Raw genomic sequence first — 23,970 nt, 5'->3', positions numbered from 1 at the left:
AGCACGTGCCGGCCGTGTGGCGCCGGCGAGTCGTGGGTGTAGGCGACGGCCCGGACGGCATTGATGGGGCCCGCACCCGTCCGTGCCCTGCAAGGCGAGCCGCTCCCGCCTCTGAAGGCCCTGCTCGACAAGGCCCCCGGCGAGCCCGTGCCGCTGCGGGACATCCCTGACGACTCCTTCACCGTCCTGACCGCCGCCGATCCCTGGCCCGCGCTGAACGCGCTCGCCCAAGGGCTCGGGGCGTCCGGGCGGTCCCCGTGGCCGATCTCGGCGACGACGGCACGCTCGCCGCCTGGCTGCGCGCCGGCCGTGCGGACGCCGTGGTGCTGCGTCCCGACCGCGTCGTCATGGACGTGGTCCCGGCAGGCGGCCATGCCTTCACGGACACCGCCACCTGGGCGTCCCTCCTGCACACCACCCGCAGCCCCCACCCTTGCCCACCGACCGTCGAGAAGAGCCTGCTGAGGAGAGCCACACGATGACCAGGCCGTACCCGGACCCCTTCACGACGCCCGACCCGCAGGCCGTCGCCGGCAGCCGCATCATGGACTTCGCCCGCCACGCCGGGATGGACGGCGCCGACTACACCGCCCTGCACCGCTGGTCGGTCACCGACCTGGAGGGCTTCTGGGGCGCGGTGTGGGAGTACTTCGACATCGACGCGGACAGCCCGTACGAGCGGGTGCTGGCAGCGGAGGTCATGCCCGGTGCCACCCTCAACTACGCCCACCACGCCCTGCGCGACCTCGCCGCCGACCGGCCCGCGATCATCGCGTTGGACGAGACCGGTTCCGGCTACCCGGTGACGGGGGAGCGGCTGCGCTCCCTGGTCGCCTCCGTCGCGGCCACCCTGCGTGACCTGGGCGTCGGCAAGGGCGACCGGGTCGTGGGCTACCTGCCCAACACCCCGCACGCGATCGTCGCGTTCCTGGCCGCCGCGAGCCTGGGTGCCGTGTGGTCGGTGTGCGGGCAGGACTACGCCCCGAAGGCGGCCGCCGACCGGTTCGCGCAGTTGGAGCCGGCTGTGCTGATCGGCATGAGAACCGCGCCACTCACCCTCGCCGCCGCCCTGTCCCGCACGGGCGGCTAGCAGGGCCATCCCGGGACGGCAGGCGGTCGGGACGCCGCAGCGTGTCTTGAAGGTCGCTGGCGCGTTTCAGACAGTATGAGTTCGCTTTTGCTCCTCGAAGACCTTGACCGGGCCGTATCCCGGCGAAACGCCTTGCCGACCCGGGCATTCGCGGTCGGTTCCACCACGCCGGGCGGGGAGTGACCCTGTCGTGCTCAGAACCCTTGTCGAACAGTACGTCGAAGGCCGGCGGCACAAGCGGGACCTGGCGAACCGCCGCTGGCAGCAGGAGGAGCGGTGGCGCGAGGAGGACCGGGCCGTCGACCTCGCCGCACGTGCCGCGAACGAGATCTCCGCCGGTCGACACGGCGAGGTGATGCGGCGACTGGCAGGCATCTCCTACGTCACGTTGCGCTGCCACGAGGACACATGGACGTTCATGGCGCGGGCGGCCTTCGGGGTGTGGAAACCCTTCTGGACCCAGAGCACGTACGACGCGGGGAACCGGGCCGGTCCAGACGGCAGGCACCTGGGCCTCTTCACCGCCAATCCGAACCTGCCGAAGGGCCGTATCACCAAGGATGCCGACGGGATGCAGGACGTGTTCGTCTCGGGGCACAACCTGGTGCGGATCCTGGACGCGCTGCGTACCGTCGCCAGGTCCGACGAACCGGCGCGCGGTGCCCAGGGCAAGACGCTGTACGAGAAGGTCTCGGCGGTGGCCGGCATGATCGACCTGGCTGAGCCGGCGGGCAGGACCACCGGGTTCGTCGTGCGGATCGACGACAGCCTCGGTGAGCGGCACACGCACAAGTCCTCAGGGACCCTCACGACCTCGGCCGTACTGGCCACGACCCCGGTGCGCGCCACCGCTGTGCCGCACCGGGACAAGCCCACGCTTCCGGCGTCCCCGCGGCGCTGCGAGGTGGTGCCCCCGTTCCGCGGAGACGCCCCCTCGTCGTTCTGACCGCCCTTCAGCCGTCCAGGCCACCAGCATCGTCGCCGCCACCGGGCAGCTCGCCGCGCGGTGGCGGCCGCGGTCAGCGCACGGGGAAGCCGAAGGAGTACCCCTGTTCCTTCAGCCAGGGCAGGAGCTCGCGCAGGGCGGCCACGGTCTGGGAGCGGTCGCCTCCCGCGTCGTGGAAGAGGAGGGTCGGGCCGTTGGGGAGCTCGTTCCTGACGGTGGCGACGATCGTGTTCGTGCCGAGGCGCTCGAAGTCCTTGGAGTCGACGTTCCAGCCGAGCGGGCGCATTCCACGGGACGCGGCGAGATGGCGGCTGTAGGGGGTGAACGCGCCTCCCGGGGCCCGGTAGTACATCGGGCGTACGCCCCCGGACGCCTCGGTGATCAGGCGTTCGGCGTCCCGGATCTGCTGTGACTGGTAGGCCCGGGACTTGCGGTCCATGGTGACGTCGTGCGAAACCGTGTGGTCGCACAGCCGGTGCCCGGCCGCCACGACCGCCTTGACCAGGTCCGGATGTGCCTGAGCCTGCGTGCCCACCATGCAGAACGTGGCCTTCACGCCGTTGTCCCGCAGCAGCTCCAGCACCTGCGGTGTCCAGACGGGGTCCGGTCCGTCGTCGATGGTGATGTTGACGCTTCGGGCGCCCCCGTCCGAGGCATGCGCGATCTCCGCCGACACAGGCGTCGCCTTCCGGCCCTGCGGCTGAGTGGGCGACTTGGCGGCAGGCGCCGAGGCGCCCGGCTGGGCGGGCCGTCCCTGAGGGGAACTCAGTTGCCCGTTCCAGAACGAGGTCACGGCGGCCACCGTGGTCACCCCGAGCGCCGCCGCGAGCACCTTGCCGTACCAACCCCGTCCGCCGCTTCGCACCATGTCGTCTGTTCCTTGCCGTCGCTGTGTGGCCCCGTGCATCCGGCAAGAGGGGTGGAGGCGGCCGAGGGATCCGTCTGTTACCGATCACGCACATTTCCGCGGGGACGCGACGAGAGACCGGTCACCACGGGGGCGGACCCTCTTCCTCGAAAGAACCTTTCCTGCCTTCCAGCCATCTCAAGGAGGGGCGCACGAACTGTGTGCGTGGGACGGGGGAACCGTGCGCGGCGACAAGCACCGAGGAGGAGAAGGCGTGTCGGCCATCAGCCAGCGGATGCACCTGGTGCTGCTCGCCGCCTGGGCAGTCCTGTGGTTCGCCGTGGTCCAGCCGAACGGGGGGTTCTCCTGGCACTATCTGCGCACCGGCGGCGAGTTGATCTACGCCGGCCCGGGGCGGCCGGACGGCGGTCTGAACCTGTACGCCCATCACCCCGAACTGCAGATGGGCCCCGTCAGCTTCCTGGCGGCGGGCCTGTTCAACCCCTTTCCCGACGCCGTCGGGCAGTTCCTGGCCGCCGCTGTGATGTCCCTGCTCGGCCTGGTGATACTGGTGGTGGCCGGACGCAGCGCCGCCTGGCACTTCCTGGGCACCGGCACCAACCACCAGCGGCTGCGGCAGCGCGTGCTGATCGCCGGCCTGGCCTTCATCCCGATGTGGATCGAGGTCGCCGTCCGCTTCGGCCACCTCGACGACGTTCTGGCCCTCTTCTTCACGGCCCTGGCCGTACACGCCCTCACCCGCGGCAACGCCGCCGCGACGGGCATCTTCCTGGCCTTGGCCATGGACTCCAAACCGACCGCTCTGGCCTTCCTGCCGTTGCTGCTCGCGCTGCCGCGAAGACAGTTGCTGCGCGCGGGGCTGTGGTGCGCGGCTCTGGTCGCGCTCGTCTGGCTGCCGTTCCTCCTCGGCGCCCCGCAGTCGTTCGCCGCAGCCGAGTTCACCATCCCCAACCAGCCCGCGTCCGCGCTGCGCTGGCTCGGCGTCGACGATCCGCAAACCCCTCCCTGGGACCGGCCCGCACAGGCGGCACTGGGGTTGGCGCTAGGCTGCCTCGCGGTCCGGCGAGGCCGCTGGCCCGCCGTCGTCCTGCTCGGCGCCAACGCCCGGATCGTCCTGGACCCGAGCGTCTACACGTACTACACCGCCTCCGTCCTGCTGGGCACACTGCTCTGGGACGTGATCGGGCAGCGGCGCCTGGTGCCCTGGTGGAGCTGGGTCGGGCTGATCACCCTGTACGGCACGGTGTTCGTCGTTCCCGATGACGCGGCCCGCGGTCTGATCCGCCTGGGCTTCGTCGTCGTATCCACCGCGTATGTCCTTTTCTGGCCGGTGCGGGACCGGCGCCGGCGCCACTCGGCGCGCCCCACCGGCTCGATCACCGACCGCCTGAACGAACCGCCGCACGCGAAGGCCGGGCGGCCCTCTTGACCGCTCCGATAACATGATCGAACTAACGATCGCCCTTCGTTGCCCGAGCACATGACAAATCGACCAAATAATTGATAAATATAACCTCGCGGATATTCTCGCGAATAAGACGCGGAAACCAGTTGGCCGTGTGGCGTCAACCACGAGTGATCCTGTGGGTCACCGCGGGAGTCGTCACCCTCGGATTCCTTGTCGCGCTTGAGATAGCGGCGCGCCGTTACGACCTGCCGGGGCCCGTCACCTGTCAGCTGCAAGAGGTGATATTCCCGCCTAAATCGGGATTTCTCCTGTACGCCAGCATGGCGCTGATGATGGTGGTGTTCACCTGGCGGCAGCGGTTTGTCGCACTGGGTGCCGCGCTCGGTATCGACGTCGTATTTCTGGTGGTGCGGTGGGCCGCCGGTATCGAGGTGACCGAAGGTCATCCCTTCGGAAACGGTGCGCTGTGGGTGATTCTGGGCTGCGCGGTCATCGCGGTCACCCGCCGCACCGGCGCGGAACGTGTCCTGCTGCTGAAGGGCGTGGGGCTGGCCCTGCTGCTGGTGGCCGGCCGTAAGACCGGCGACACCTGGCTGCTGATCACCTCGAAGACCCGCCCGACGGTGCTCGACCAGTACCTGGCCGTCGCCGATCACGCGCTGGGCAACCCGTCCTGGGTGGTGGGCCGGATCGTCAGAGCCACCGAACCCGTCGGCCCTCATGTTCTCGACTTCGTCTACGTCCAGCTCGCGGTGGCCGCGGTCGTCGTCGCGCTGTACCAGCTGCGGCACGTGGCGGTCGAGCGCAGGTTCCCGGCCCACCATCTCGTGCGCACCTTCCTGGTGATCGGGCTCGTCGGGCCGGCCATCTACATGGTCTTCCCGGTGGTCGGACCGGTCTTCGCCTATGGCACCGGGGCCTTCGGCACTGGTGGTGAGCACTGGGCGGTGGCCAACATCTGGCCGGAGACGGCGCCGCCGCTCAGTGCCCCGCTCCCGATGCCGTACGACGAGATCACTCCACGCAACTGCATGCCCAGCCTGCACACGGCGTGGGCCGTCACGATCTTCGTTCACTCCCGCACGGGACCACGGGTTCTGCGCTTCGCCGGCACGTTCTGGCTGGTTGCCACGCTCGGCGCCACGCTGGGATTCGGCTACCACTACGGCGTGGACCTGGTGGCCGGCGTGGTGTTCGCGCTCACGATCGAGGCGGCCCTGCGCGCGCAGGCGCGTGGCTGGGATCGACCGGGAATCCAACTGGTCGCTTACGGGGCGACGGTCTTCGTCGCGCTCCTGGTGGCCTATCGCTTTCTGCCGGTCGAAATGGCCGACCGGCCTTGGCTCTTCGGGCCACTTCTCCTTCTGGTGACGGCCTCGGTGATCCTCGGTTTCGTACGGACCACCAGACTGTGGGTGCCGAAGACCGCACCTGCGCTGCAACCGGATCCGCAACCCGAACTGGTGTGAGTCGTGTTGGCCCTGGACGACCATCAGCGGTGTGCCGGCGTAGAGGTACCGGTTGTTGACCAGGTGGGTCGCACGAACTCCGGCACGGTCCGCAGGAAGGTGACGAGGTTCGAGGAGCCGCAGACATCGATCGCGGCGGCGAAGACGTCGGGGGTGAAGCTGACGCCGGCCAGGGCGGCGTAACCGCCGTAGGAGCCCTCGAAGATCGCGGCGGGGTCCCGGTCCGCGTACCCCTCGGCGACGGCCCAGGCACCGTGTAGCCGCGCTCCGGACGGTCGCCGACGATCGCGCGCAGCTCCCGTTCTGTCTGGTGGCAGGCCGTCAGCCGCGCCGTGCGGAGCGCCGGCTCGGAGTCGGCGAGCTGGATCGTCCTCATCGCGAGCATCTCGTCGGCGACATCGACGGGGCGGGTTCTCGTGTTGGAGCCGGGTCAGTTCCGTGGCCAGGTGGTCTTCGAGAGAGCGGTGCCGGGGCCAGCCGCGCAGCACGCCGATGAGGGTGACGACACCCTGCATGACGATCGGCCCAGAACAGCCGCGCCGCCTCCCGCGAGATCTCCAGCCGCAGCCGCGCCCGCCGCTGCTCACTCATCCCTCCTCCGCCGCGCTTGTCGGTGGTCATGGCCCCTCGTCACCCGTCCTCGTCGTCTGTCCTCAAGCGACAGAACGTCACTGGGTTCTGTCCGGCGGATCACTGAGTGAGCGCTGTCGTCCACGTGGTCACCCTGGCCGCCATCCGGTTATGGCTCCGGACATGATCAGTAGTAACAAGTCATCTCATTTGGTGAGTCTGCGGTAGCAGATGAGGGTGCAGGCGAGGCTGGTGAAGCCGAGGAAGTGCTCGGCTTTGCGTCCGTAGCGGCGGTGGAGTCGGCGGCAGCCAGCGAGCCGGGCCATGGTCCGTTCAATGGTCCAGCGGTGTCGACCGAGTCGCTGAGAGCTATCGACGCCCTTGCGGGCAACATATCGACGCCCTTGCGGGCAACACGGTGCTGGATGCCTCGCTGTGAAAGCCATTGCCGCAGGTGGCGGTAGTCGTAGCCCTTGTCGGCGTGGAGCTTGCACGTCTCCGCCACCCACACCGTGTGCCGGGTGCCCGGACACGCCGAACTCAGGCGGGGATTGTCCGAGACCGCATTGTGATGCGCGGGTGCACAACCCCGTGCGAATGCCGGCTGTCTGTAGGGCGCTGGAGGGATATACCTCCGGCTGTATTGCGTACGGAGATTGGGGATCAGGTGGGGAAGCAGTTCTGGAGAGTCGTCGTGGCCGGTGGCGCGGCGGCGGTGTTCACGGCCGTGGCCGCGGCGCCGGCCGGGGCGGCCGAGGGTGGTGTCTCGTTCACCCGTGTCCAAGTGAACGACGGCAAGCCGATCGTGATCGGGGTGTCGAACGAGGTTGCGGTGCCCGCCTCGTTCCGGATGGCGACCACTCAGGCCTGGGAGTACCCAGCGGTGTACCTGTACCGCAACGGTGGGGATGAACTGTGGCACGCCATCGAGACGAGCGACTGCATCAAGGTGAGCTCGGGCGTCTGCGACTTCGACGAGACGATGTACTTCGACCCGAGTGTGTGGGACATGCGCAACAGTGAGGCCGGGGCCTGGAAGGTCGCGGCCCGGGTGTACTTCAAGGGCGACGGCGGTGACACGGACGACGAGGGTCTGACGGTCCACGTCAAGCGCAACTCCCGCCTGACCGTCAACGCCTCGCCCGAACCGGTGGCCAAGGACAAGACCATCACCGTGACCGGAAAGGTCACACGGGCCAACTGGGAGACCAGGAAGTACGCCTCCTACGGAGGCCGCCTGGTCAGCCTGCAGTTCAAGCCCTCCGGCGCCGCCTCCTACACCACGGTGAAGAAGGTGTACGCGAACAGCTCGGGTGATCTCAGGACAACCGTGAAGGCCTCCAAGACGGGTACGTGGCGCTGGGTGTACTACGGCAACACCACCACCGGACCGTCGATGTCGTCCGGGGACAATGTCGTTGTGAACTGATGTCCGCGTCACCTACGTGATGGTGACTGCCGGGTTGGCGTACTACCAGGTCGTTTCGTGAGTCTGCGGTAGCAGATGAGGGTGCAGGCGAGGCTGGTGAAGCCGAGGAAGTGCTCGGCTTTGCGTTCGTAGCGGCGGTGGAGTCGGCGGCAGCCAGCGAGCCAGGCCATGGTCCGTTCAATGGTCCAGCGGTGTCGACCGAGTATCGACGCCCTTGCGGGCAACACGGTGCTGGATGCCTCGCTGTGAAAGCCATTGCCGCAGGTGGCGGTAGTCGTAGCCCTTGTCGGCGTGGAGCTTGCCGGGCCTACGCCGACGAGGGCCGCGACGGGACCGGATCGGAGGTATGCCCTTCACGAGAGGGACCAGGGCCTGGCTGTCGTGGACGTTGGCGCCGGAGATACCGACAGACAGGGGCAGACCGGTCCGCTCGGTGATCAGATGGATCTTCGAGCCGTACTTGCCCCGGTCGACAGGATTCGGACCTGTCAGATCCCCCTTTTTCAGAGCTCGCATGTTCACCGAGTCGATCGCGCACCGCGACCAGTCCAGGTCGCCGCGAGAGCCGAGTTCGTCGAGGACCAGGCGGTGAAGTTTGGCCCACATCCGGGCCCTGGTCCATTCGGCGAACCGGCGGTGGGCCGTCGCACCTGACGGGCCGAAAGAGGCCGCTGGCAACTGCTGCCACGTGAAGCCCGACGTCGCCACGAACACGATCGCGGCCAGCACCTCACGGTCGCCGTGACGACGCCGACCGCCGCCTTGCGGTCGCGACGGCGCCTCCGGCACCACCCGCTGGAACAGCCTCCACAGCTCATCTGGCACTAGCCGCTCAACGATCCCCTCCACAGCAGCAGCCTACTCAGCCAAATGAGATGACTTGTAAGTAGAGGAGGTCGTCGCCGGATTCTTTGGTGTGCAGCACTGCTTGCTTGACTCTCGGGCGACCCGAGACTCGCAGAATGGTCCCGTGCTGAGCATCGGGAGCTTTTCGCTGGTCACCGGTCTGTCGATCACTGCGTTGCGGCATTACGACGACGTCGGGCTACTGAGACCCGCCTACGTCGACCCCGACACCGGATACCGGCGGTACAGGTCTGACCAGGTTGACGAGGCGCGTCTGTACGCGACGTTGCGCCATCTCCAGGTTCCCGTCGAGGCCATGCGCGCGGTTGGCGAACACGGCATCGGCGCTGTGCTTGCCGAGCACCGCGAACGCCTGCAAGCCAGAGCCGACTCGCTGACGAAGCTCATAGAGACCGTAGATCGCTACATGGAGAAAGGGATACCCGTGAAGACCCGCCGTATCAGCCAAGTCACGATCGTGGCCGATGACCTGCCGGCGTCGGTCGCGTTCTACCGCGATGCTTTCGACGCCGCCTACCACGAGGAGATCAGCTCGTTCCAGTTCGGCACATACCCGGACGACGACTTCTTCCTCTTGACGGTGGCCGGCTCCGAGTCACACCCGTGGCCTGGCGGGCCGGCCAAATTCGGCCTGGGCGTCGAGGACATCGACGCCGCGCACGCGCGTGCGCTCGCCGCCGGCGCCGTGGAGATCCAAGCACCGGTCGACAGGCCGTGGAAGCCACGGTCGTCGACGGTGCAGGACCCCGGCGGCAACCACATCGACCTGTACCAGGGGTGAGCCCAAGCCCAGGCCGGTGTGTCATGCGAGAGGTCACCAGGACGACACCGATCAAGCAATGATCCGCCGGACAGAACCTAGTAGTGCTTCGTTACCTTGGGTGATCTCGCCTGGTGGTGGGCCTCTTCGAGGCATGAGGTTGGGGGAGGTGGAGCGGCTCCGGGGTGAGTTATCGGAGTTCGTTGCTGATGTGTTTGCTTCGGTGCCGCGGCGTGATCAGCGGCGGTGGGGCGAGTGTTATCTGCGGGGTCTGATGCTGGATGGCCGGCGCAAGTCGATCCAGCCGATGGCCGAGCGGCTGCCGGACGGCAACATGCAGGCTCTGCAGCAGTTCGTGAACCAGTCGCCGTGGGATCCGCTGCCGGTCAGGCGGCGGATCGCCGAGCGGTTGTGCGAAGCGATCCACCCTGAGGTGTGGGTGGTCGACGACGTGTCGTTCCCCAAGTGCGGCACCGCCTCGGTCGGGGTGGCCCGGCAGTACTGCGGGGCCCTGGGCAAGCGGGCGAACTGCCAGGTCGCGGTCAGTGTGCACGCGGCCACCGACACTGCCTCCTGCCCGCTGGAGTGGGAGTTGTTCCTGCCCGGGGAATGGTCGCAAGACCAGCAGCGGCGTCGGCGGGCCGGGGTGCCCGACGAGGTCGGGCATGTGTCCAAGACGCGTCTGGCGCTGGGGCTGCTGGACCGGCTGGCCGCGCAGGGGCTGGCGGTACCGGTGATCGTGGCGGATGCCGGATGTGGCCGCAGTGTCTCCTTCCGGCTCGCGCTGGAAGAGCGCGGCTGGTCCTACGTCACGGCCGTCGACCCCAAGGAGATCGCCCGGCCCACAGCCGCCGAACCTCATCAGCCCGACTACGGCGGGCTGGGGCCGCCCACACTGCCCCGTTACCGCGACCCCGCCTGACCGCTTCCCGGCCTCATCGACGCCGACACCCTGCTGGCGGATCGAGCACGACTACCGCGAACTCAAACACGGCCTCGGCCTGGACCACTTCGAAGGCCGCACCTGGCGCGGCCGGCACCACCACGTCACCCTCGTCACCGCCGCCCAGGCCTTCCTCACCCTGCGGCGGCTCGACCCAAGATCCAGAACCTAACGAAGCACTACTAGGTGACATCAAGGGAAGTGATGACGTACCGGGCCTCGTCGTCGATCGCGTTCTCCTCCCAGTCCAGGGAGATCCGCACCGGGTGCCCGTCGGGCGCGTACTCCGCCTCGGCCGTGTCCGCGTCGTCCCGTCGCGCCTGGTCCAGTTCGGCGAGGAGCTGCCCGATGGTGGGCACCGCGTCGGGGAGGTCCGCGACCACGCTCCGTCCGCTGTCGTCGAGGCCCGTCGCCTTGGCCACGCTGCCGTTTCGGACGGTGATCCGGAAGGTGCCGATGAGGGCCCGCTCGCCTTCGCTCGACCGGAGCGTGTAGGTGTACGAGGCGGGCTCCTTCCACCGGTCCTGGTGGGAGGCCGGTGCCGGCTTCTCGGTGCCGCAGGCGGTGACCGCCCAGAGCAGCCCTCCGATCAGTGCGGCCTTGAACACGGCACGGGCGGCGGCGGGCACGGGGGTCATGGGGACTGTCCCTTCGAAGACGGCTGTCGCTATGACGCCGGTTGCCTGGGGAACGTTCGGCGGGCGCGTGGACTCCCGCATGTCCGGCGCAGCCGACGGGCCACTCTCCGTGATTTGGACGGGCGCTTCTCGTGCGCTGCATCAGCGCTGTACGGGCCCTAACTGCTGTTTCGAAAAGGTGGCACCACCCGCCCCACCAGGGGAAACAGCAGAAGGGAAGCGTGCCATGGGCAGTGTCTCGCAACCGCAGCGCCGAGCCGTCATCACCGGAGGGCTGGTGGCGACCGCGGCCGTGATCACGGGCTGTTCGACGACGTCGGACAACGGCTCGGCACCGCAGCCGTCGGCCGTGGCGGCGGCGGCTCCCGCCTCGTCCGGGGGCGCACCCCCCAAGACCCCCTCCGCGGCGCTCGCACGGCTGCTGGACGGCAACAAGCGCTGGGTGAACGGGACGCTCCAGCGCCCCAACCAGGGTCTCGACCGGCGTGAGTCCGTCGCCGAGGAGCAGGATCCGTACGGCGTCATAGTCTCGTGCATCGACTCCCGGGTGCCGCCGGAGATGGTCTTCGACACCGGGATCGGCGACCTGTTCTCGATACGCACCGGGGGCCAGGTGGTCGCCCCGGTGGTCACCGGTTCCGTCGAGTACGGGCCCGTGACCTCGGGCACCCCGCTGATCCTCGTCCTCGGGCACCAGCGTTGCGGTGCGGTCAAGGCCTCGTACAAGGCCCTGAAGGAGCGCAAGCCGCTGCCGGGCGACCTCCAGTCGATCGCCGAGGCCGTCCGCCCTGCGTACGAGGCCGTGTCCAAGGTGAAGCACGCCGACCCGGTCGACGCCATGATCCGCGCCCATGCCCAGCAGACGGCCGCCGGCCTGCGCACCGACCCCGCCCTCGCCCCGCTCGTGAAGAAGGGCGGACTGGCCGTCGTCAGTGCCTACTACTCCCTCGACACCGGCCGGATGGAGATCATCGACGGCGCACCCCCCGCCTGACCGGCGGCAGTTCGCCGCGGCGGAGAGCGGGAGTGACGGGAGCGACGGGAGCGACGGGAGTACGAGCCGCCCGAGCCGGGCTCCCGTCCACCGCGCTACCGCCTCAGCCCCGATGTCTTTCAGCCCCGATGTCTTTCAAGTCCCCGGTCCCGATCAGCAACGCGGTCCCCGAATCCTCCGGACCGCCCCCGCGACCACCCCGCCCACCACGACCCCCGCCCAAGCCAGCGCCAGGGCCCGCGCCCCGCGGCCCGGAGGTGTCGGCCGGGCGCCCGGAGCCACCCCGTACGCACTTCCCGCCACGCCGGACACGGGCGGCAGCGCCGATGCCAGCAGTTCCGCCAGATGGACGCCCTCGTGGCCGCCGCTGTCGAACTCGTGGATCTGGGTCCGGCAGCTGAAGCCGTCCGCGAGGACCACCGTGCCTACGTCCGCCGCCCGCAGCCGCGGCAGCAGGACGCGTTCCGCGCAGGCGCGGCTGACCTCCAGGTGGCCTTGTTCGAAGCCGAAGTTGCCGGCCAGGCCGCAGCAGCCGGAGTCCAGTCGTTCGGCGTCGACCCCGGCGTCGCGGAGCAGCTTCTCGTCGGCCTCCCAGCCCAGTACGGCGTGCTGGTGGCAGTGCACCTGGGCCAGTGCGCGGGCCGTTCGGCCGGGGACCTGCGGGGGCTCGTAGCCCGGGGTGTGCTCGGTGAGCAGCTCCGACAGGGTCACCGTCTGTTCCGCCAGCCGCCGCACATCCCGGTCGCCGGGGAACAGCTCCCCAGCGTCCGACCGGAATACGGCGGTACAGCTCGGTTCCAGGCCGACCACCAGACCGCCGTCCCGCAGATGATCGGCCAGGTGGCGGACGGTACGGGCCAGGACGCGTTCGGCGACGCCCAGTTGACCGGTGGAGATCCATGTCAGGCCGCAGCACAGCGGTTCGGTGGGCATGGTCACCCGCCAGCCCGCGTGCTCCAGCAGTTCCACCGCCGCCTGCCCGACGTGCGGATGGAAGAAGTTGGTGAACGTGTCCGGCCACAGCAGTACCGTGCCGTGCTCCCCCGTGACGGTGTGGTTGCGGCGGGCGAACCAGTTCTGCAGCGACTGCCGTGCGAACAGCGGCACTTCCCGGTCCTCGATCCCGGCCACCGCGAGGGCCGCACGCGACAGGGGCGGAGTGTGGGTGAACGCGTTGACCACCGGCCCGAGTCCGGAACGGCCCACAGCCTGGGCGGCGACCGGCAGCCACCCCATCGACAGATCGGACCGCGGCCTGCGCCAGGGCCGACCCGCGTAGTGGTGGGACAGGAACTCCGCCTTGTACGTCGCCATGTCGACATCGGCCGGGCAGTCGCTCTTGCAGCCCTTGCAGGCCAGGCACAGATCGAGCGCGTCCTTGACCGCCCGCGAACGCCAGCCGTCGCGGATCGCGCTGTCGCCGTGCCCGTCGAGCATCTCGAACAGCAGCCGGGCCCGGCCCCGCGTGGAGTGCTCCTCCTCCAGCGTGACCTGGTACGACGGGCACATCACCGTGCCGTCCTCGGTGTCGAGGCGACGGCATTTGCCCACGCCCACACACCGGTTGGCGGCCTCGGTGAACGACCCGCCGTCGTGCGGGAAGCCGAAGTGCAGGTCGCGGGGGGCGTACGGGGCCCAGTCACCGCCGAGGCGCAGGTTCTCGTCGAGCCGGTACGGGGCCACGACCTTCCCGGGGTTCATCCGGTCGGCCGGGTCGAAGATGCCCTTGAGCCGCCCGAACGCCTCCACCAGCTCCTCCCCGAACATCCGCGGCAGCAGCTCGCCCCGGCTCTGCCCGTCGCCGTGCTCTCCGGAGAAGGACCCGCCGAACCCGACCACGAGATCGGCCGCCCGCTCCATGAACCGGCGGCAGTCGGCCACCCCCTGAGCGCTGTACAGGTCGAACGGGATCCGCGTGTGCACGCACCCCTGCCCGAAGTGGCCGTAGAGGCTGGGCCCGGTGTCGCTCTCGTACCCGAACTCCTCGAACAGGCCGCGCAGCCGCCGCAGATACTCGCCGAGCCGCTCCGGCGGCACCGCCGAGTCCTCCCAGCCCTCCCAGGTGTCCGGGTGGTCCGGGATGTGCGCGGTGGCGCCGAGTCCGGCCTCGCGGACCTGCCAGAGCCGCTCCTCGTGGGCGGGGTCGTCGAGGAAGGCGACCTCCGCGTCGTGCTCGGACTCGTGCAGTGCGTCCAGCATCCGGTGGGCGTGCTCGTCGGCCTCCTCGACGGTCTCGCCGCCGAACTGCACCATCAGGAAGGCGTTTCCCTCGGGCATCTGGCCGAGTGCTCCCTCGTTGAGGTGCTTGAGCCGCTCGTCGTGGATCAGATGACGGTCGACGCCCTCCAGCGCGATCGGCTCGTACGGCAGGATTTCCGGTACGGCGTCCGCGGCGAGCGCGATGTCCGGGAACCCCAGCACCACCAGCGTGCGTTCCTTCACCACCGGCACCAGTTCCAGCTCCGCCCGCAGGACGGTGACGAGCGTCGACTCGCTGCCGACCAGCAGACCGGCGACGTCGAAGCCGTGCTCGGGGAGGAGCGAGTCGAGGTTGTAGCCGGAGACGCGGCGGGGGATCCGCGGGAAGCGGCGGCGGATGTCGTCGGCGTACGTGTCGCGCAGGGCGCGCAACCGTCGGTAGAGGGACGCCCGTAGATCACCGTGCCGCTCGATCTCGGCGTACTCCTCGTCGCTCGTCCCCCCGCACCAGAAGCGGGTGCCGTCGTAGAGGAGCACCTCCAGGCGGGCGATGTTGTCGACGACCTTGCCGTGCGCCTGCGCCGTGGCGCCGCAGGAGTTGTTGCCGATCATGCCGCCGATGGTGCAGTTGGCGTGGGTGGCGGGTTCGGGGCCGAAGCGCAGCCCGGTCGGGGCGAGCCGGCGGTTGAGCTCGTCGAGGACGATCCCCGGCTGGACGACACAGGTACGGGCGTCGACGTCGACCGACTCCAGGCCCGTGCAGTACTTCGACCAGTCGATGACCACGGCCGTGTTGGCGCACTGACCCGCCAGGCTCGTCCCGCCGCCCCGCGACAGCACGGGCGCGTCGTGCTCCCGGGCGACGGCCACCGCCTCCGCGGCCGCCTCCGGGGTGTGCGGTACGACCACACCGATCGGCGTCTGGCGGTAGTTCGAGGCGTCGGTGGAGTACGCGGCCCGGCTCCCGGCGTCGAAACGGACCTCGCCGTCGACGCGCCGGCGCAGCGCGGCCTCCAGGGCGGCCTGGTCGGGCGGGGGTCCGGCCTCGCGACGTACGACGGGAGCGGGCAGCTCCGAGGTCCCCATGAACCCCTCCTCGGTGTGGTGGCGGGCCCCGCCCGGGTACCCGCAACCGCACCGGCAACCGCCCGGCGCCCGAACCGCTGACTACTCCGGCGTCGTCTCGGCCGCGAAGTCGGGCATCAGCGCGCCCATCGCCTCGCGCTGGGTGGGGCCCATGAACCGCGCCAGCGCCTCCTTGACCGTCTCGGCGAGAACCCCGGAGGCGTCCTTGAGCAGGCCCCGTGCCTTCTCGGTGAGGGCGACCTCGACGCCCCGCTTGTCGCCGCAGACCGACTTGCGGGTGACCAGGCCGGCGTGCTGGAGACAGGCGATCTGGTAGGTGAGCCGGGTCTTGGGGCGGCCCAGGAGCTCGGCGATCCGCGTCATGCGCAGGGCCTCCCCGGGGTCCCCGGCGAGCAGGCACAGGACCAGGAACTCGTCGTGCGAGATGTCCAGCCGTTCTTTGACCACGCCGCGCAGCTCCTGCTCGACGGCCCCCGTCGCGGCCAGCATCAGCATCCAGGCGTGCAGCTCGGCAGGCAGGAGCCCGTCGCCGGAGGCGGAGGGGCATTCGGGGAGGTCGGCCATGATTTCGAGTGTAGCTGTTGTCCAAAATTGGAGTATCGGCTAGCGTGGGGTCATCCAAATTTGGACTACACATGCGCCCCCCATGACCCCGATGCCCAGGAGTGAAAGATCATGACCGTCGCCGTCGAAACCGGAACATGGCAGCTCGACCCCAGCGCCTCCACCGTCGCCGTCCGGCACCGGACGTTCTGGGGCCTGATGACCGTGAAGGGCACCTTCGACGCCGTCACCGGCAACGGCGAGGTGCGGCCCGACGGATCCGCCGCCGGCACGATCACCCTTGACGTCGCCTCCCTGGACACCCGCAACGCCAAGCGCGACGAGCACCTGCGCTCCGCCGACTTCTTCGACGCCGCCCACCACCCCGAGATCACCTTCTCGGTCCGCAGCGCCGAGCTGCGCGACGGCGACACCGTGCACGTCGTCGGTCAGCTCACCGTCCGCGGCATCAGCCGCCCCAAGTCGTTCACCGCCCGACTCGTCGGCGCGGACACCGGATCGCTCACCCTGGACGCCGAGTTCACCGTGGACCGCGACCAGTTCGGCATGGGCTGGAACCAGCTCGGCATGATCCGCGGCCTCACCACGGTCGCCGGCACGCTCCGCTTCACCCGGACCGCGGCAGCCTGACGTCCGCGCTCGACAGTGTCTGCGGTACGGCCGTGAAGGCCCGCAGCCGGATCCGTACGCCCGGACGGGGGAGGACGAACCTCCCTGCGGGCGGCCGGAGTTCATAGCGGGCCGTAGCGTGAGCGGGCAGCGTGGCCGGGCCCCGTACGACCGTCCAGTACTGGTTCATGCCCTGCCCCGTGGTGAGCGTGAAGTGGGGCGCGAGCGCGGCGGCTTCCGTGTTGGTGACCTCGACGCCGAGGCGGCTCACGGCAGTCGGCGCCGCCCATCGCGCGGACACCACCCGCAGGCGCAGCGGAGGCGTCCCCGTCGCCGCCCATGCCGCGCTCGTCAGAGCCGGCGTGAGCAGGAGCACGGCCGCCGCGATACGTGCCGGGCGCCGGGACAGCATCCCCGGACGCGGCTGCCAGGCGGTCGCGAACTCCGACGCCGGGGCGGTCACCGCCGCCGCGAGCCACAGCGGCGTCATCATCACGTAGTAGCCGTCCTGGGACCGCGTCGCCAGAAAGAACGCGCACCACGGCAGAACGGTCGCCGCGGGCCCCAGCCGCCGAACGAACAACACGAACAGCGCGAAGAGCCCCGCCGCCAGCAGCATGCTCGCGTGCGAGTACCAGTCGAGCCGGTCGCTGCCGTCGGTGAAGTACAGGGACACGCCGACCACTCCCTGTCCGTGGATCACCGCGCCCTGCGTCAGCGGCAGCGCGATGCCCCGGACCCAGGTGCCCGGCTCGCTCACGACGAAGTAGGTGTTGACCAGCAGCCACACGACCCCGGCGGCCCCGGCGATCCGCGCCACCACCAGCGCCGCCGCCCGCGCCCCCGACTCCCCGCGCCGCACGGCGTAGACCCCGGCCAGCAGGAACGGCGTGACGAACCACGGCAGTTGCTGTGCCGCGCAAGCCGCCCCCAGACACGCCGCCCGCGCCAGCCCGGCCACCCCGAGCCGCCCGCCCCGCCCGAGCCGCGGCCACCGCACCACCACCGGCACCAGCAGGGCCAGCGCCACGATCGCCGGATAGCCGAGGCGGCCGTACGACGGCAGGAAACCGAAGCCGAGGCAGACCATGGTGGCCGCCGACCGCCACGGCGTGGGCAGCATCCGCCACAGCGCGACGGCGCCGGCGATGAGCGCGGCCGTGCTCACGACCGTCGCGGGCAGTGCCCCGTGCCCCAGCCACAGCAGCGGCGCGGTGAGCAGCGGTGTCAGCGGCGGATAGCCGTACGTGAAGTCGTAGCCGCCCGTGACCGTCGGGGTGAGGGCGACGCCGTGGCCGAAGAGCCAGGGCCACGGCTGCCCGTAGACCGGGTGCCCGGCGACCAGTTCACGGGCGGCCTGGGTGGTGAGGATCGCCTCGTCGCTGCCGCCGTGGTTCATCGCCCACGCGCACAGCGTCAGCGTCACGGCGGTCACCAGGACGCACAGGTCGAGGCGGGCCAGTGAGCGCGCCCGCCGCACGACCAGGGTCAGCACGCCGCACGCCAGGATCGAGGCGTAGCACGCCGAGATGACGGCGGCCACGACAAGACGGTGACTGGCCGCCTGGGTCCAGATCGGGCGGGTGCCGACGAAGAGGCTGATGTCCGCGAGGAGGGTCAGGACGCGGTGCCACTGGGCGGGGGGTTCCGGGACGGCGGGCGCCGCCGGCCGCGTCCACCGGCCGGGCGCCACCCGTTGCTGTTCTGCCGACTGCACGGCACCGGAACGTAATCATGCCTGGTGAGCGGGGTGCCCCCGGAGGTGAAGAGTCCGGTGTGAGGCGGGTGAGAAGATCCCCGGGAAGGGCTGGTACACGCCCCGCACGAGGGGCTAGTACACGTCCCGAACGTACCGTTTCGCCGCCGCCAGCTGCTTCACGTACGCCGCCGCCTCGGCCTCCTCCAGCCCGCCGTGCGCGACCGCGATGTCCCGGAGCGCCTGGTCCACGTCCTTGGCCATGCGCGAGGCGTCGCCGCAGACGTAGAAGTGGGCGCCGTCCTGGAGCCAGCGCCACAGCTCGGGGCCGTGCTCGCGCATCCGGTCCTGCACGTACACCTTGTTGCGCTGGTCCCGGGAGAACGCGGTGTCGAGGCGGGCGAGGGCGCCCTCGTCGAGGAGCGTGGTCAGCTCCTCCTCGTAGTAGAAGTCGCTGGCCCGGTGCTGCTCCCCGAAGAACAGCCAGTTGGGTGCCCGGTGCCCGAGCGCGCGCCGCTCCTGGAGGAAGCCGACGAACGGGGCGACACCGGTGCCCGGGCCGACCATCACCATCGGCGTCGAGGCGTCCGCGGGCGGCCGGAAGTGCGGGGAGCGCTGGACGAAGACCGGCACCTCGGTGTCCGGTTCGGCATCGGCCAGGAAGGGCGAGCAGACCCCGCCGCGCGGCCGGCCGTGCAGGTTCTCGTACCGCACGACGGAGACCGTCAGCGACACGCTGTGCGGGTCGACGAGCGGGCTGGACGATATGGAGTACAGGCGCGGCTGGAGCTTCTTGAGCACCCCGGCCCAGTCCTCGGCGCTCGCCCGCACCGGATGCTCGGCGATGACGTCCGCGGCCTGCCGACCCCAACTCCACTGCGCCAGACCGTCCTTGTTGTCGGGCCGCAGCAGCCGGCGCAGCTCCCGGTCGTCGCGGACGCGTTCGGCGACGAAGCGGAGCAGGTCAGGGGTGATCCTCGTGATGTCCAGGTGCCGGTGCAGGGCCTCGGCGAAGGTGGTCCCGCCGACGCCGTCCAGCTCCAGGGCGGTCGATCCGTCGACGCCGGTGACCGCCAGCCACTCCTCCACCAGCGCGGGCGAGTTGACCGGCCGCACGCCGAGCGCGTCGCCCGCCTCGTACGTCAGCGGGGTCCCGCTCGTGTCGAAGGTGAAACGCCGCACCTCCTTGCCCGCACCGGTCCGGCTGAGCAGCCGGTTGCCGACGAGGCGGGCGGTGGCGGGGGCGGGCTTGGCACCGGCCTTCGGTTTCCCGGTCGGCTTCGGGACAGCGGGTGTCTGCGTGCCGCCCAGTGCCGTCAGGACCTGGTCGAGCCACACCCCGGCGGACGGCTCGAAGTCCGGTTCGCAGTCCGTACGGGGGGCCATGCGCACCGCGCCCAGTTCGCCCAGCCGCGCGTCCAGCCGACGCCCGTGGCCACAGAAGTCGTCGTAGGACGAGTCGCCGAAAGCGAGCACGGCGTACCGCACCCCGTCCAGCCGCGGAGCCTCCGCGTCGGACAGCGTGTCCCAGAAGCCCGACCCGTTGTCCGGGGCGTCACCGTCGCCGAACGTGCTGGTGATGAAGAGAAGGTCGGCCGCACGGGCGAGAGCGGGGACATCGGCCTCGTCCATGCCGACCAGGGTGGCCCGGTGCCCCGCCGCGCCCAGTCGCTCGGCGGTGGCGGTGGCGAACTCCTCGGCGTTGCCGGTCTGCGAGGCCCACAGCACGACGACCTCACGGCCGTCACGCGTCACCGGTTCCGCCGCCGTGCGGGAGTACATCCCGGCGAGCACGCCGTTGACCCACAGTGCGTGCTCGGGGCTGAAGGGCGCGTCCGGCGGCAGGACGGGGATCCCGGGTGCGCCGCTCCCGATGCCGGCGAGGAAGCCCGTCAGATACAGGCGTTCCTGGGCGGTCAGGACGGGCGGCGGGGAGGGTGCCAGACCGAACGGATCAGCGGAGCCGGGTGTGACAGCCGTCGGCGTCAGCGCCTCAACCGGCCCCACCGGCCCTTCCGGCACCGGAGCCGCCACCCTGGTCAAGGACACCGCGCACACCTTGAACTCCGGCTGGAAGGAGATCGGGTCCACCGCGTCGCTCGTCACCGCGTTGACGCTCAGATACTCCCCGAAGAGGTCGTTCCAGTGGAACGGCGCGAAACAGCCCCCGGGCCGCACCCGGTCCGTCACCACGGCCGGCAGTACCGCCCGCCCCCGCCGCGAGGCGACCTCCACCCGGTCCCCGTCGGCGATCCCCAGCTCACGCGCGTCCCGCGGATGCACCTCCACGAACGGCCCCGGGTTCAGCTTGTTGAGCTTGGCGACCCGCCCGGTCTTGGTCAACGTGTGCCACTGGTGCTGCACCCGCCCGGTGTTCAGTACGAAGGGGTAGTCGTCGTCGGGCATCTCGGCGGCCGGCATGTGCGGCCGCGCATGGAAGGCGGCCCGCCCGCTCCCGGTAGGGAACCGCAGCTCGCCGTCCGCGCCGACGTACCGGATCGGATTGCGCTCCGGGCCCGCCACATCGGCGGCCGGCCACTGCACGGGCGTGGCCCGCAGCCGCTCGTACGTCACCCCCCGCAGATCCCAGCCGGTCACCGGGTTCCAGGCCCGCCGTATCTCCTCGAAGACGTCCTCGGCACTCTCGTACGAGAACCCCTTCTCGTACCCCATCGCGCACGCGACCGCCGCGATGATCCGCCAGTCCGCCATCGCCTCCCCGGGCGGGTCGGTCATGGCCCGGGTCAGCGTCAGATTGCGCTCACTGTTGACGAAGACGCCCTCGCCCTCGGTCCACATCGCGCCGGGCAGCACGACATCGGCGTACGCGTTGGTCTCGGTCTCACCGAAGACGTCCTGCGTGACGACGAACTCGGCGGCCTCAAGACCCTCGATGACCGTACGGCGGTTGGCGACCGAGGCGACGGGATTGGTGCAGATGATCCAGCAGGCCTTGATCTCGCCGTCGGCCATCTTCTGGAACATCTCGACGGTGCCCTTGCCGACCCCGTCGGCACGCAGCGTGCCCGGCGGCAGCTCCCACAGCTCCTCGACGAAGTCCCGCTCGGCCTCGACGAGCACGGACCGCTGCCCCGGCAGCCCCGGCCCCATGTACCCCATCTCGCGCCCGCCCATGGCGTTGGGCTGCCCGGTGAGCGAGAACGGCCCGGAGCCCGGCCGGCAGATGGCACCCGTTGCCAGATGCAGATTGACCAGGGCGTTCGTGTTCCAGGTGCCGTGCGTGGACTGGTTGAGCCCCATCGTCCAGCAGCTCATCCACTCGCCCGCCTCGCCGATCAGCCGGGCGGCCGTGCGCAGGTCGTCCTCGTCGATCCCCGTGATCTCCGCGACGGCGGCCGGCGCGTAGTCGGCGAGGAAGGCGGGCATCTCCTCCCAGCCCTCGGTGTGGGCCGCGATGAAGTCGGGGTCGGTGTGGCCGTTCTCGACGAGCAGGTGCAGCAGGCCGTTGAGCAGGGCGAGGTCGGTGCCCGGCTTGATCTGGAGGAACAGGTCGGCCTTGGCGGCGGTGGCGGTGCGTCGCGGGTCGACCACGATGAGTTTCGCGCCCGCCTTGACCCGATCCATCATCCGCAGGAAGAGGATGGGATGGCAGTCGGCCATGTTCGAGCCGGTGACGAGGAACACGTCGGCCTTGTCGAAGTCCTCGTACGACCCGGGCGGCCCGTCGGCGCCCAGGGAGAGCTTGTAACCAGCCCCGGCACTGGCCATGCACAACCGCGAGTTCGACTCGATCTGGTTGGTGCGGACGAACCCCTTGGCCAGCTTGTTCGCCAGGTACTGGGCCTCCAGGCTCATCTGCCCGGACACATAGAAGCCGACCGCGTCCGGCCCGTGCTCGTCGATGATCGAGCGGAGCCGGCGGGCGGTCTCGGCGATGGCGTCGGCGACCGGGGAGGGCACCGGCTCCTCGCCCCGGTCGTCCCTGACCAGCGCGGTGGTCAGCCGCCCGGGCGCGGCGAGCATCTCGGCCGTGGTCGCGCCCTTGGTGCACAACCGGCCCGCGTTCGCCGGGTGCGCCTTGTCACCGGACGCCTTCAGGACCGTACGCCGCCCGTCGGGCCCCATCCCGACGTCCAGCAGGATTCCGCAGCCGACCCCGCAGTACGTGCAGACCGTCCGGACCTGAGTCGTGGAGACCGGAGTCGTGGAGGTGGTCGAGATCACGCGCTGCCCTTCTCCGGCGGTCGGGGTGGTGAGTGAAGCGTACGAATTGCCCGTTACGTCGATGTCACATCCCTTGATCATGAGGAGTTACGTCGGCCACACAGTTGCAGACGAGGCGATGTGAGGGGGTGGGTGGTGCCGTGCGGGACGGTTTCGGTGCGGTCGCGCACCGTGTCGCTGTTGGGCCGAACGGGTGACTTGGCGTAAGAATTGGCTGGTGCAGGCATTGAAGGCAAGTCAGGTCGGGGGGAGCCGGTGAACAGCCACGACGTCACCGATGAACAGTGGGAAGGGCTCGCCCAGGTCGTGCCGTTGCGCGGCCGTGACGCCTGGCCGTCCGCGGTGGACCACCGAGTCCCCCCGGAGGCGGTGACGGAGCCGCGCCGCCGGTTCGTCGTTCTGCGGGTCAACGTCTTCGCGGACGCCCGCGATGTCGCCGAGACCCTGATGGCGGGGATTCCGGTGCTGCTGGATCTGACGGGAGCGGAGACCGAGGTCGCCAAGCGGGTGCTGGACTTCAGCACGGGTGTCGTCTTCGGGCTGGCGAGCGGGATGCACCGGGTGGACCGGAACGTGTTCCTGCTGACGCCGCCCGGGACCGAGGTGAGCGGGTTGATGGAGGGGGCGGGGGTTCCGGGCACGTGACGGTGCCGGGCGGCTGACGGCGCCGGGTGTCTGACGTTGCTGAGCTTTGTCTTGCGGGTGCGGGTCGTCTGTGGCTGGTCGCGCCCACGTGCGGTCCCTCGATCGTAGGAAGGGCGCCGGGGTGGAACGGTTCGCCTGATCGCCGGGGGCCTACGGTCCGGGCATGGCCGTGTTCTCGTCTGAGTTGTCTCCTGCCCGCCTCCCAGGCGAGGCGTGTCCCGGGCGTCCTCAGGTCACCGAGCTGCGGCTGTCCGCGTTCGCCGGGCATCGGAGGGTCGCGCTTCCGCTCGGCGCGCTCACGTTCTTCGCCGGGCCGAGCGGGTGCGGGAAGACGACCGCGTTACGGGCGTACGAGGCGCTGGCGCGGCTCGGCGGCGGTGCCGGGGTGGGGGAGGTGTTCCCCGATCCGGTCGCGTGCGTTCCGGAACGGGCCCGGCCCGACGCACAGCGGCGGCGTGGCTTCCGGATCGGGTGCACGGCCGACGGTCCCGAGGGGCCCGTGCGGCTCGATGTCGCCGTCCAGGCCGAGCCCGGCCTGCGGATCGTGGGGGAGCGGTTGAGCGCGGGTGGGCTCGTCCTGCTGGAGACGGCCCTGCGTGATCCGAGCCGGCCCTTTGTGCAGGCCGCCTGGCATACGGCCGGTCAGTCGCCGGTGACGCGGGCTCCGCTGCCCGATGACCGGCTCGGAACCGCGCTGCTGCCGCTGCGGGTGGCCGGGAAGACGGACGGGCAGCGACGGGTGCTCGCCGCCGCGGAGCAGATGGTCGTGGCGTTGCGGTCGGTCTTCGCCTGTGATCCTCGGCCCGAGCGGATGCGGGGGCCCGTGCCGGTCGGTTCCGGGCGGTTGCTCGCCGGCTGCGACAACCTTGCCGAGGTGCTGTGGCGGACCCGTGCCGAGTGCGGGCGGCGGCATGGGCAGCTCGTGGCGGCGGTGCGGGCGGGGTGTGCGGGGGAGGTGGCGGATGTGGTCGCCGAGGTGTTGGGGGACGGGACGGTGCGGGGGG

General features: G+C 70.3%; 16 protein-coding genes and 5 pseudogenes. 12 read left to right on the top strand and 9 right to left on the bottom strand.

Annotation, left to right across the window (positions count from 1 at the left end):
• Window positions 1-168 precede the first annotated feature (168 nt).
• From ADK36_RS41600 to ADK36_RS41590, 3 genes and pseudogenes are all read left to right on the top strand, one after another.
• A pseudogene (locus ADK36_RS41600) lies at window positions 169-482 on the top strand (bifunctional 3-(3-hydroxy-phenyl)propionate/3-hydroxycinnamic acid hydroxylase); the annotation flags it as partial.
• Window positions 479-1,033: pseudogene (locus tag ADK36_RS41595) on the top strand (AMP-binding protein); the annotation flags it as partial. The pseudogenes ADK36_RS41600 and ADK36_RS41595, both read left to right, overlap by 4 nt.
• Window positions 1,034-1,280: 247 nt before the next feature.
• Window positions 1,281-2,036, top strand: a complete 756-nt coding sequence (locus ADK36_RS41590; RefSeq protein ID WP_053084765.1) for a hypothetical protein — start codon at window positions 1,281-1,283, stop codon at window positions 2,034-2,036.
• 73 nt (window positions 2,037-2,109) lie between these two features.
• Here ADK36_RS41590 and ADK36_RS41585 read toward each other — a convergent pair whose 3' ends face one another.
• Window positions 2,110-2,904 (bottom strand): polysaccharide deacetylase family protein, encoded by a 795-nt coding sequence (locus ADK36_RS41585; RefSeq protein ID WP_048586321.1) that lies wholly within the window; start codon window positions 2,902-2,904, stop codon window positions 2,110-2,112.
• 253 nt (window positions 2,905-3,157) lie between these two features.
• Between ADK36_RS41585 and ADK36_RS41580 the strand changes: the two genes are divergently transcribed.
• Together ADK36_RS41580 and ADK36_RS41575 are read left to right on the top strand one after the other, a co-directional pair.
• Window positions 3,158-4,333, top strand: coding sequence for a hypothetical protein (locus ADK36_RS41580; RefSeq protein ID WP_425315356.1), 1,176 nt, complete (start codon window positions 3,158-3,160; stop codon window positions 4,331-4,333).
• 128 nt (window positions 4,334-4,461) lie between these two features.
• Window positions 4,462-5,781: a phosphatase PAP2 family protein gene (locus ADK36_RS41575; RefSeq protein WP_425315357.1), complete on the top strand. Its 1,320-nt coding sequence runs from the start codon at window positions 4,462-4,464 to the stop codon at window positions 5,779-5,781.
• A 23-nt stretch (window positions 5,782-5,804) separates the two neighbouring features.
• Here ADK36_RS41575 and ADK36_RS50820 read toward each other — a convergent pair whose 3' ends face one another.
• Together ADK36_RS50820 and ADK36_RS41565 are read right to left on the bottom strand one after the other, a co-directional pair.
• Window positions 5,805-6,296, bottom strand: coding sequence for an alpha/beta hydrolase family protein (locus ADK36_RS50820; RefSeq protein WP_234330066.1), 492 nt, complete (start codon window positions 6,294-6,296; stop codon window positions 5,805-5,807).
• A gap of 261 nt (window positions 6,297-6,557) precedes the next feature.
• Window positions 6,558-6,841, bottom strand: a pseudogene (locus ADK36_RS41565) (transposase); the annotation flags it as partial.
• Between the two features lie 177 nt (window positions 6,842-7,018).
• On the opposite strand from ADK36_RS41565, the gene ADK36_RS41560 reads away from it, so the two are divergent.
• The gene (locus ADK36_RS41560; RefSeq protein ID WP_048586323.1) at window positions 7,019-7,780 is read left to right on the top strand and encodes a hypothetical protein; all 762 of its coding nucleotides are present in this window, start codon (window positions 7,019-7,021) and stop codon (window positions 7,778-7,780) included.
• An 8-nt stretch (window positions 7,781-7,788) separates the two neighbouring features.
• Here ADK36_RS41560 and ADK36_RS41555 read toward each other — a convergent pair.
• Window positions 7,789-8,620, bottom strand: a pseudogene (locus ADK36_RS41555) (IS5 family transposase).
• Window positions 8,621-8,750: 130 nt separating this feature from the next.
• Between ADK36_RS41555 and ADK36_RS41550 the strand changes: the two are divergent.
• Both ADK36_RS41550 and ADK36_RS41545 read left to right on the top strand, forming a co-directional pair.
• A complete protein-coding gene (locus tag ADK36_RS41550) occupies window positions 8,751-9,428 on the top strand; it encodes a VOC family protein (RefSeq protein ID WP_199830360.1) in 678 nt (225 codons plus the stop codon).
• Window positions 9,429-9,561: 133 nt separating this feature from the next.
• Window positions 9,562-10,522: pseudogene (locus ADK36_RS41545) on the top strand (IS701 family transposase).
• A gap of 10 nt (window positions 10,523-10,532) precedes the next feature.
• Here the strand turns inward: ADK36_RS41545 and ADK36_RS41540 are convergent.
• Window positions 10,533-10,988, bottom strand: a complete 456-nt coding sequence (locus ADK36_RS41540) for a DUF6174 domain-containing protein (RefSeq protein WP_053201308.1) — start codon at window positions 10,986-10,988, stop codon at window positions 10,533-10,535.
• Between the two features lie 226 nt (window positions 10,989-11,214).
• Here ADK36_RS41540 and ADK36_RS41535 point away from each other — a divergent pair, with 226 nt between their 5' ends.
• Window positions 11,215-11,982, top strand: a complete 768-nt coding sequence (locus ADK36_RS41535) for a carbonic anhydrase (protein WP_053201306.1) — start codon at window positions 11,215-11,217, stop codon at window positions 11,980-11,982.
• Window positions 11,983-12,135: 153 nt separating this feature from the next.
• Here the strand turns inward: ADK36_RS41535 and ADK36_RS41530 are convergent, their stop codons facing one another.
• Together ADK36_RS41530 and ADK36_RS41525 are read right to left on the bottom strand one after the other, a co-directional pair.
• Entirely contained in the window at window positions 12,136-15,267 is a 3,132-nt protein-coding gene (locus tag ADK36_RS41530; protein ID WP_053201304.1) for an FAD-binding and (Fe-S)-binding domain-containing protein, read from the bottom strand.
• Window positions 15,268-15,348: 81 nt separating this feature from the next.
• Complete coding sequence (locus tag ADK36_RS41525; RefSeq protein WP_048587165.1) at window positions 15,349-15,831, bottom strand: MarR family winged helix-turn-helix transcriptional regulator; 483 nt, start codon at window positions 15,829-15,831, stop codon at window positions 15,349-15,351.
• Between the two features lie 111 nt (window positions 15,832-15,942).
• Between ADK36_RS41525 and ADK36_RS41520 the strand changes: the two genes are divergently transcribed.
• Complete coding sequence (locus ADK36_RS41520) at window positions 15,943-16,461, top strand: YceI family protein (RefSeq protein ID WP_048587164.1); 519 nt, start codon at window positions 15,943-15,945, stop codon at window positions 16,459-16,461.
• Here the strand turns inward: ADK36_RS41520 and ADK36_RS41515 are convergent.
• Both ADK36_RS41515 and ADK36_RS41510 read right to left on the bottom strand, forming a co-directional pair.
• Window positions 16,439-18,157 (bottom strand): hypothetical protein, encoded by a 1,719-nt coding sequence (locus ADK36_RS41515; protein ID WP_425315368.1) that lies wholly within the window; start codon window positions 18,155-18,157, stop codon window positions 16,439-16,441. The two genes, ADK36_RS41520 and ADK36_RS41515, sit on opposite strands and share 23 nt — an antisense overlap.
• A 114-nt stretch (window positions 18,158-18,271) precedes the next feature.
• Window positions 18,272-22,222 (bottom strand): bifunctional nitrate reductase/sulfite reductase flavoprotein subunit alpha, encoded by a 3,951-nt coding sequence (locus ADK36_RS41510; protein WP_234330069.1) that lies wholly within the window; start codon window positions 22,220-22,222, stop codon window positions 18,272-18,274.
• 354 nt (window positions 22,223-22,576) lie between these two features.
• Between ADK36_RS41510 and ADK36_RS41505 the strand changes: the two genes are divergently transcribed.
• Window positions 22,577-22,966: a cell division protein SepF gene (locus ADK36_RS41505; protein ID WP_048587163.1), complete on the top strand. Its 390-nt coding sequence runs from the start codon at window positions 22,577-22,579 to the stop codon at window positions 22,964-22,966.
• A 163-nt stretch (window positions 22,967-23,129) separates the two neighbouring features.
• Window positions 23,130-23,970, top strand: an 841-nt coding sequence (locus ADK36_RS41500) for a biotin transporter BioY (protein ID WP_053201302.1), incomplete at its 3' end; no start/stop codon positions are given.

The sequence above is a fragment of the Streptomyces viridochromogenes genome (assembly GCF_001270495.1).
In the GTDB taxonomy this organism is placed as follows: Bacteria; Actinomycetota; Actinomycetes; order Streptomycetales; family Streptomycetaceae; genus Streptomyces; species Streptomyces viridochromogenes_A.
The sequence above is the reverse complement of the archived record's forward strand: the minus strand, read 5'-3'. Positions and strand labels throughout refer to the sequence as shown.

Excerpts from the sequence above, each read along its gene's own strand:
- ADK36_RS41510 (WP_234330069.1), bottom strand. The coding sequence starts at position 22,222 with ATGGGGCCCGACGGGCGGCGTACGGTCCTGAAGGCGTCCGGTGACAAG.
- ADK36_RS41525 (WP_048587165.1), bottom strand. The coding sequence starts at position 15,831 with ATGGCCGACCTCCCCGAATGCCCCTCCGCCTCCGGCGACGGGCTCCTG.
- ADK36_RS41585 (WP_048586321.1), bottom strand. The coding sequence starts at position 2,904 with ATGGTGCGAAGCGGCGGACGGGGTTGGTACGGCAAGGTGCTCGCGGCG.
- ADK36_RS41520 (WP_048587164.1), top strand. The coding sequence starts at position 15,943 with ATGACCGTCGCCGTCGAAACCGGAACATGGCAGCTCGACCCCAGCGCC.
- ADK36_RS41540 (WP_053201308.1), bottom strand. The coding sequence starts at position 10,988 with ATGACCCCCGTGCCCGCCGCCGCCCGTGCCGTGTTCAAGGCCGCACTG.
- ADK36_RS50820 (WP_234330066.1), bottom strand. The coding sequence starts at position 6,296 with ATGCAGGGTGTCGTCACCCTCATCGGCGTGCTGCGCGGCTGGCCCCGG.
- ADK36_RS41535 (WP_053201306.1), top strand. The coding sequence starts at position 11,215 with ATGGGCAGTGTCTCGCAACCGCAGCGCCGAGCCGTCATCACCGGAGGG.
- ADK36_RS41530 (WP_053201304.1), bottom strand. The coding sequence starts at position 15,267 with ATGGGGACCTCGGAGCTGCCCGCTCCCGTCGTACGTCGCGAGGCCGGA.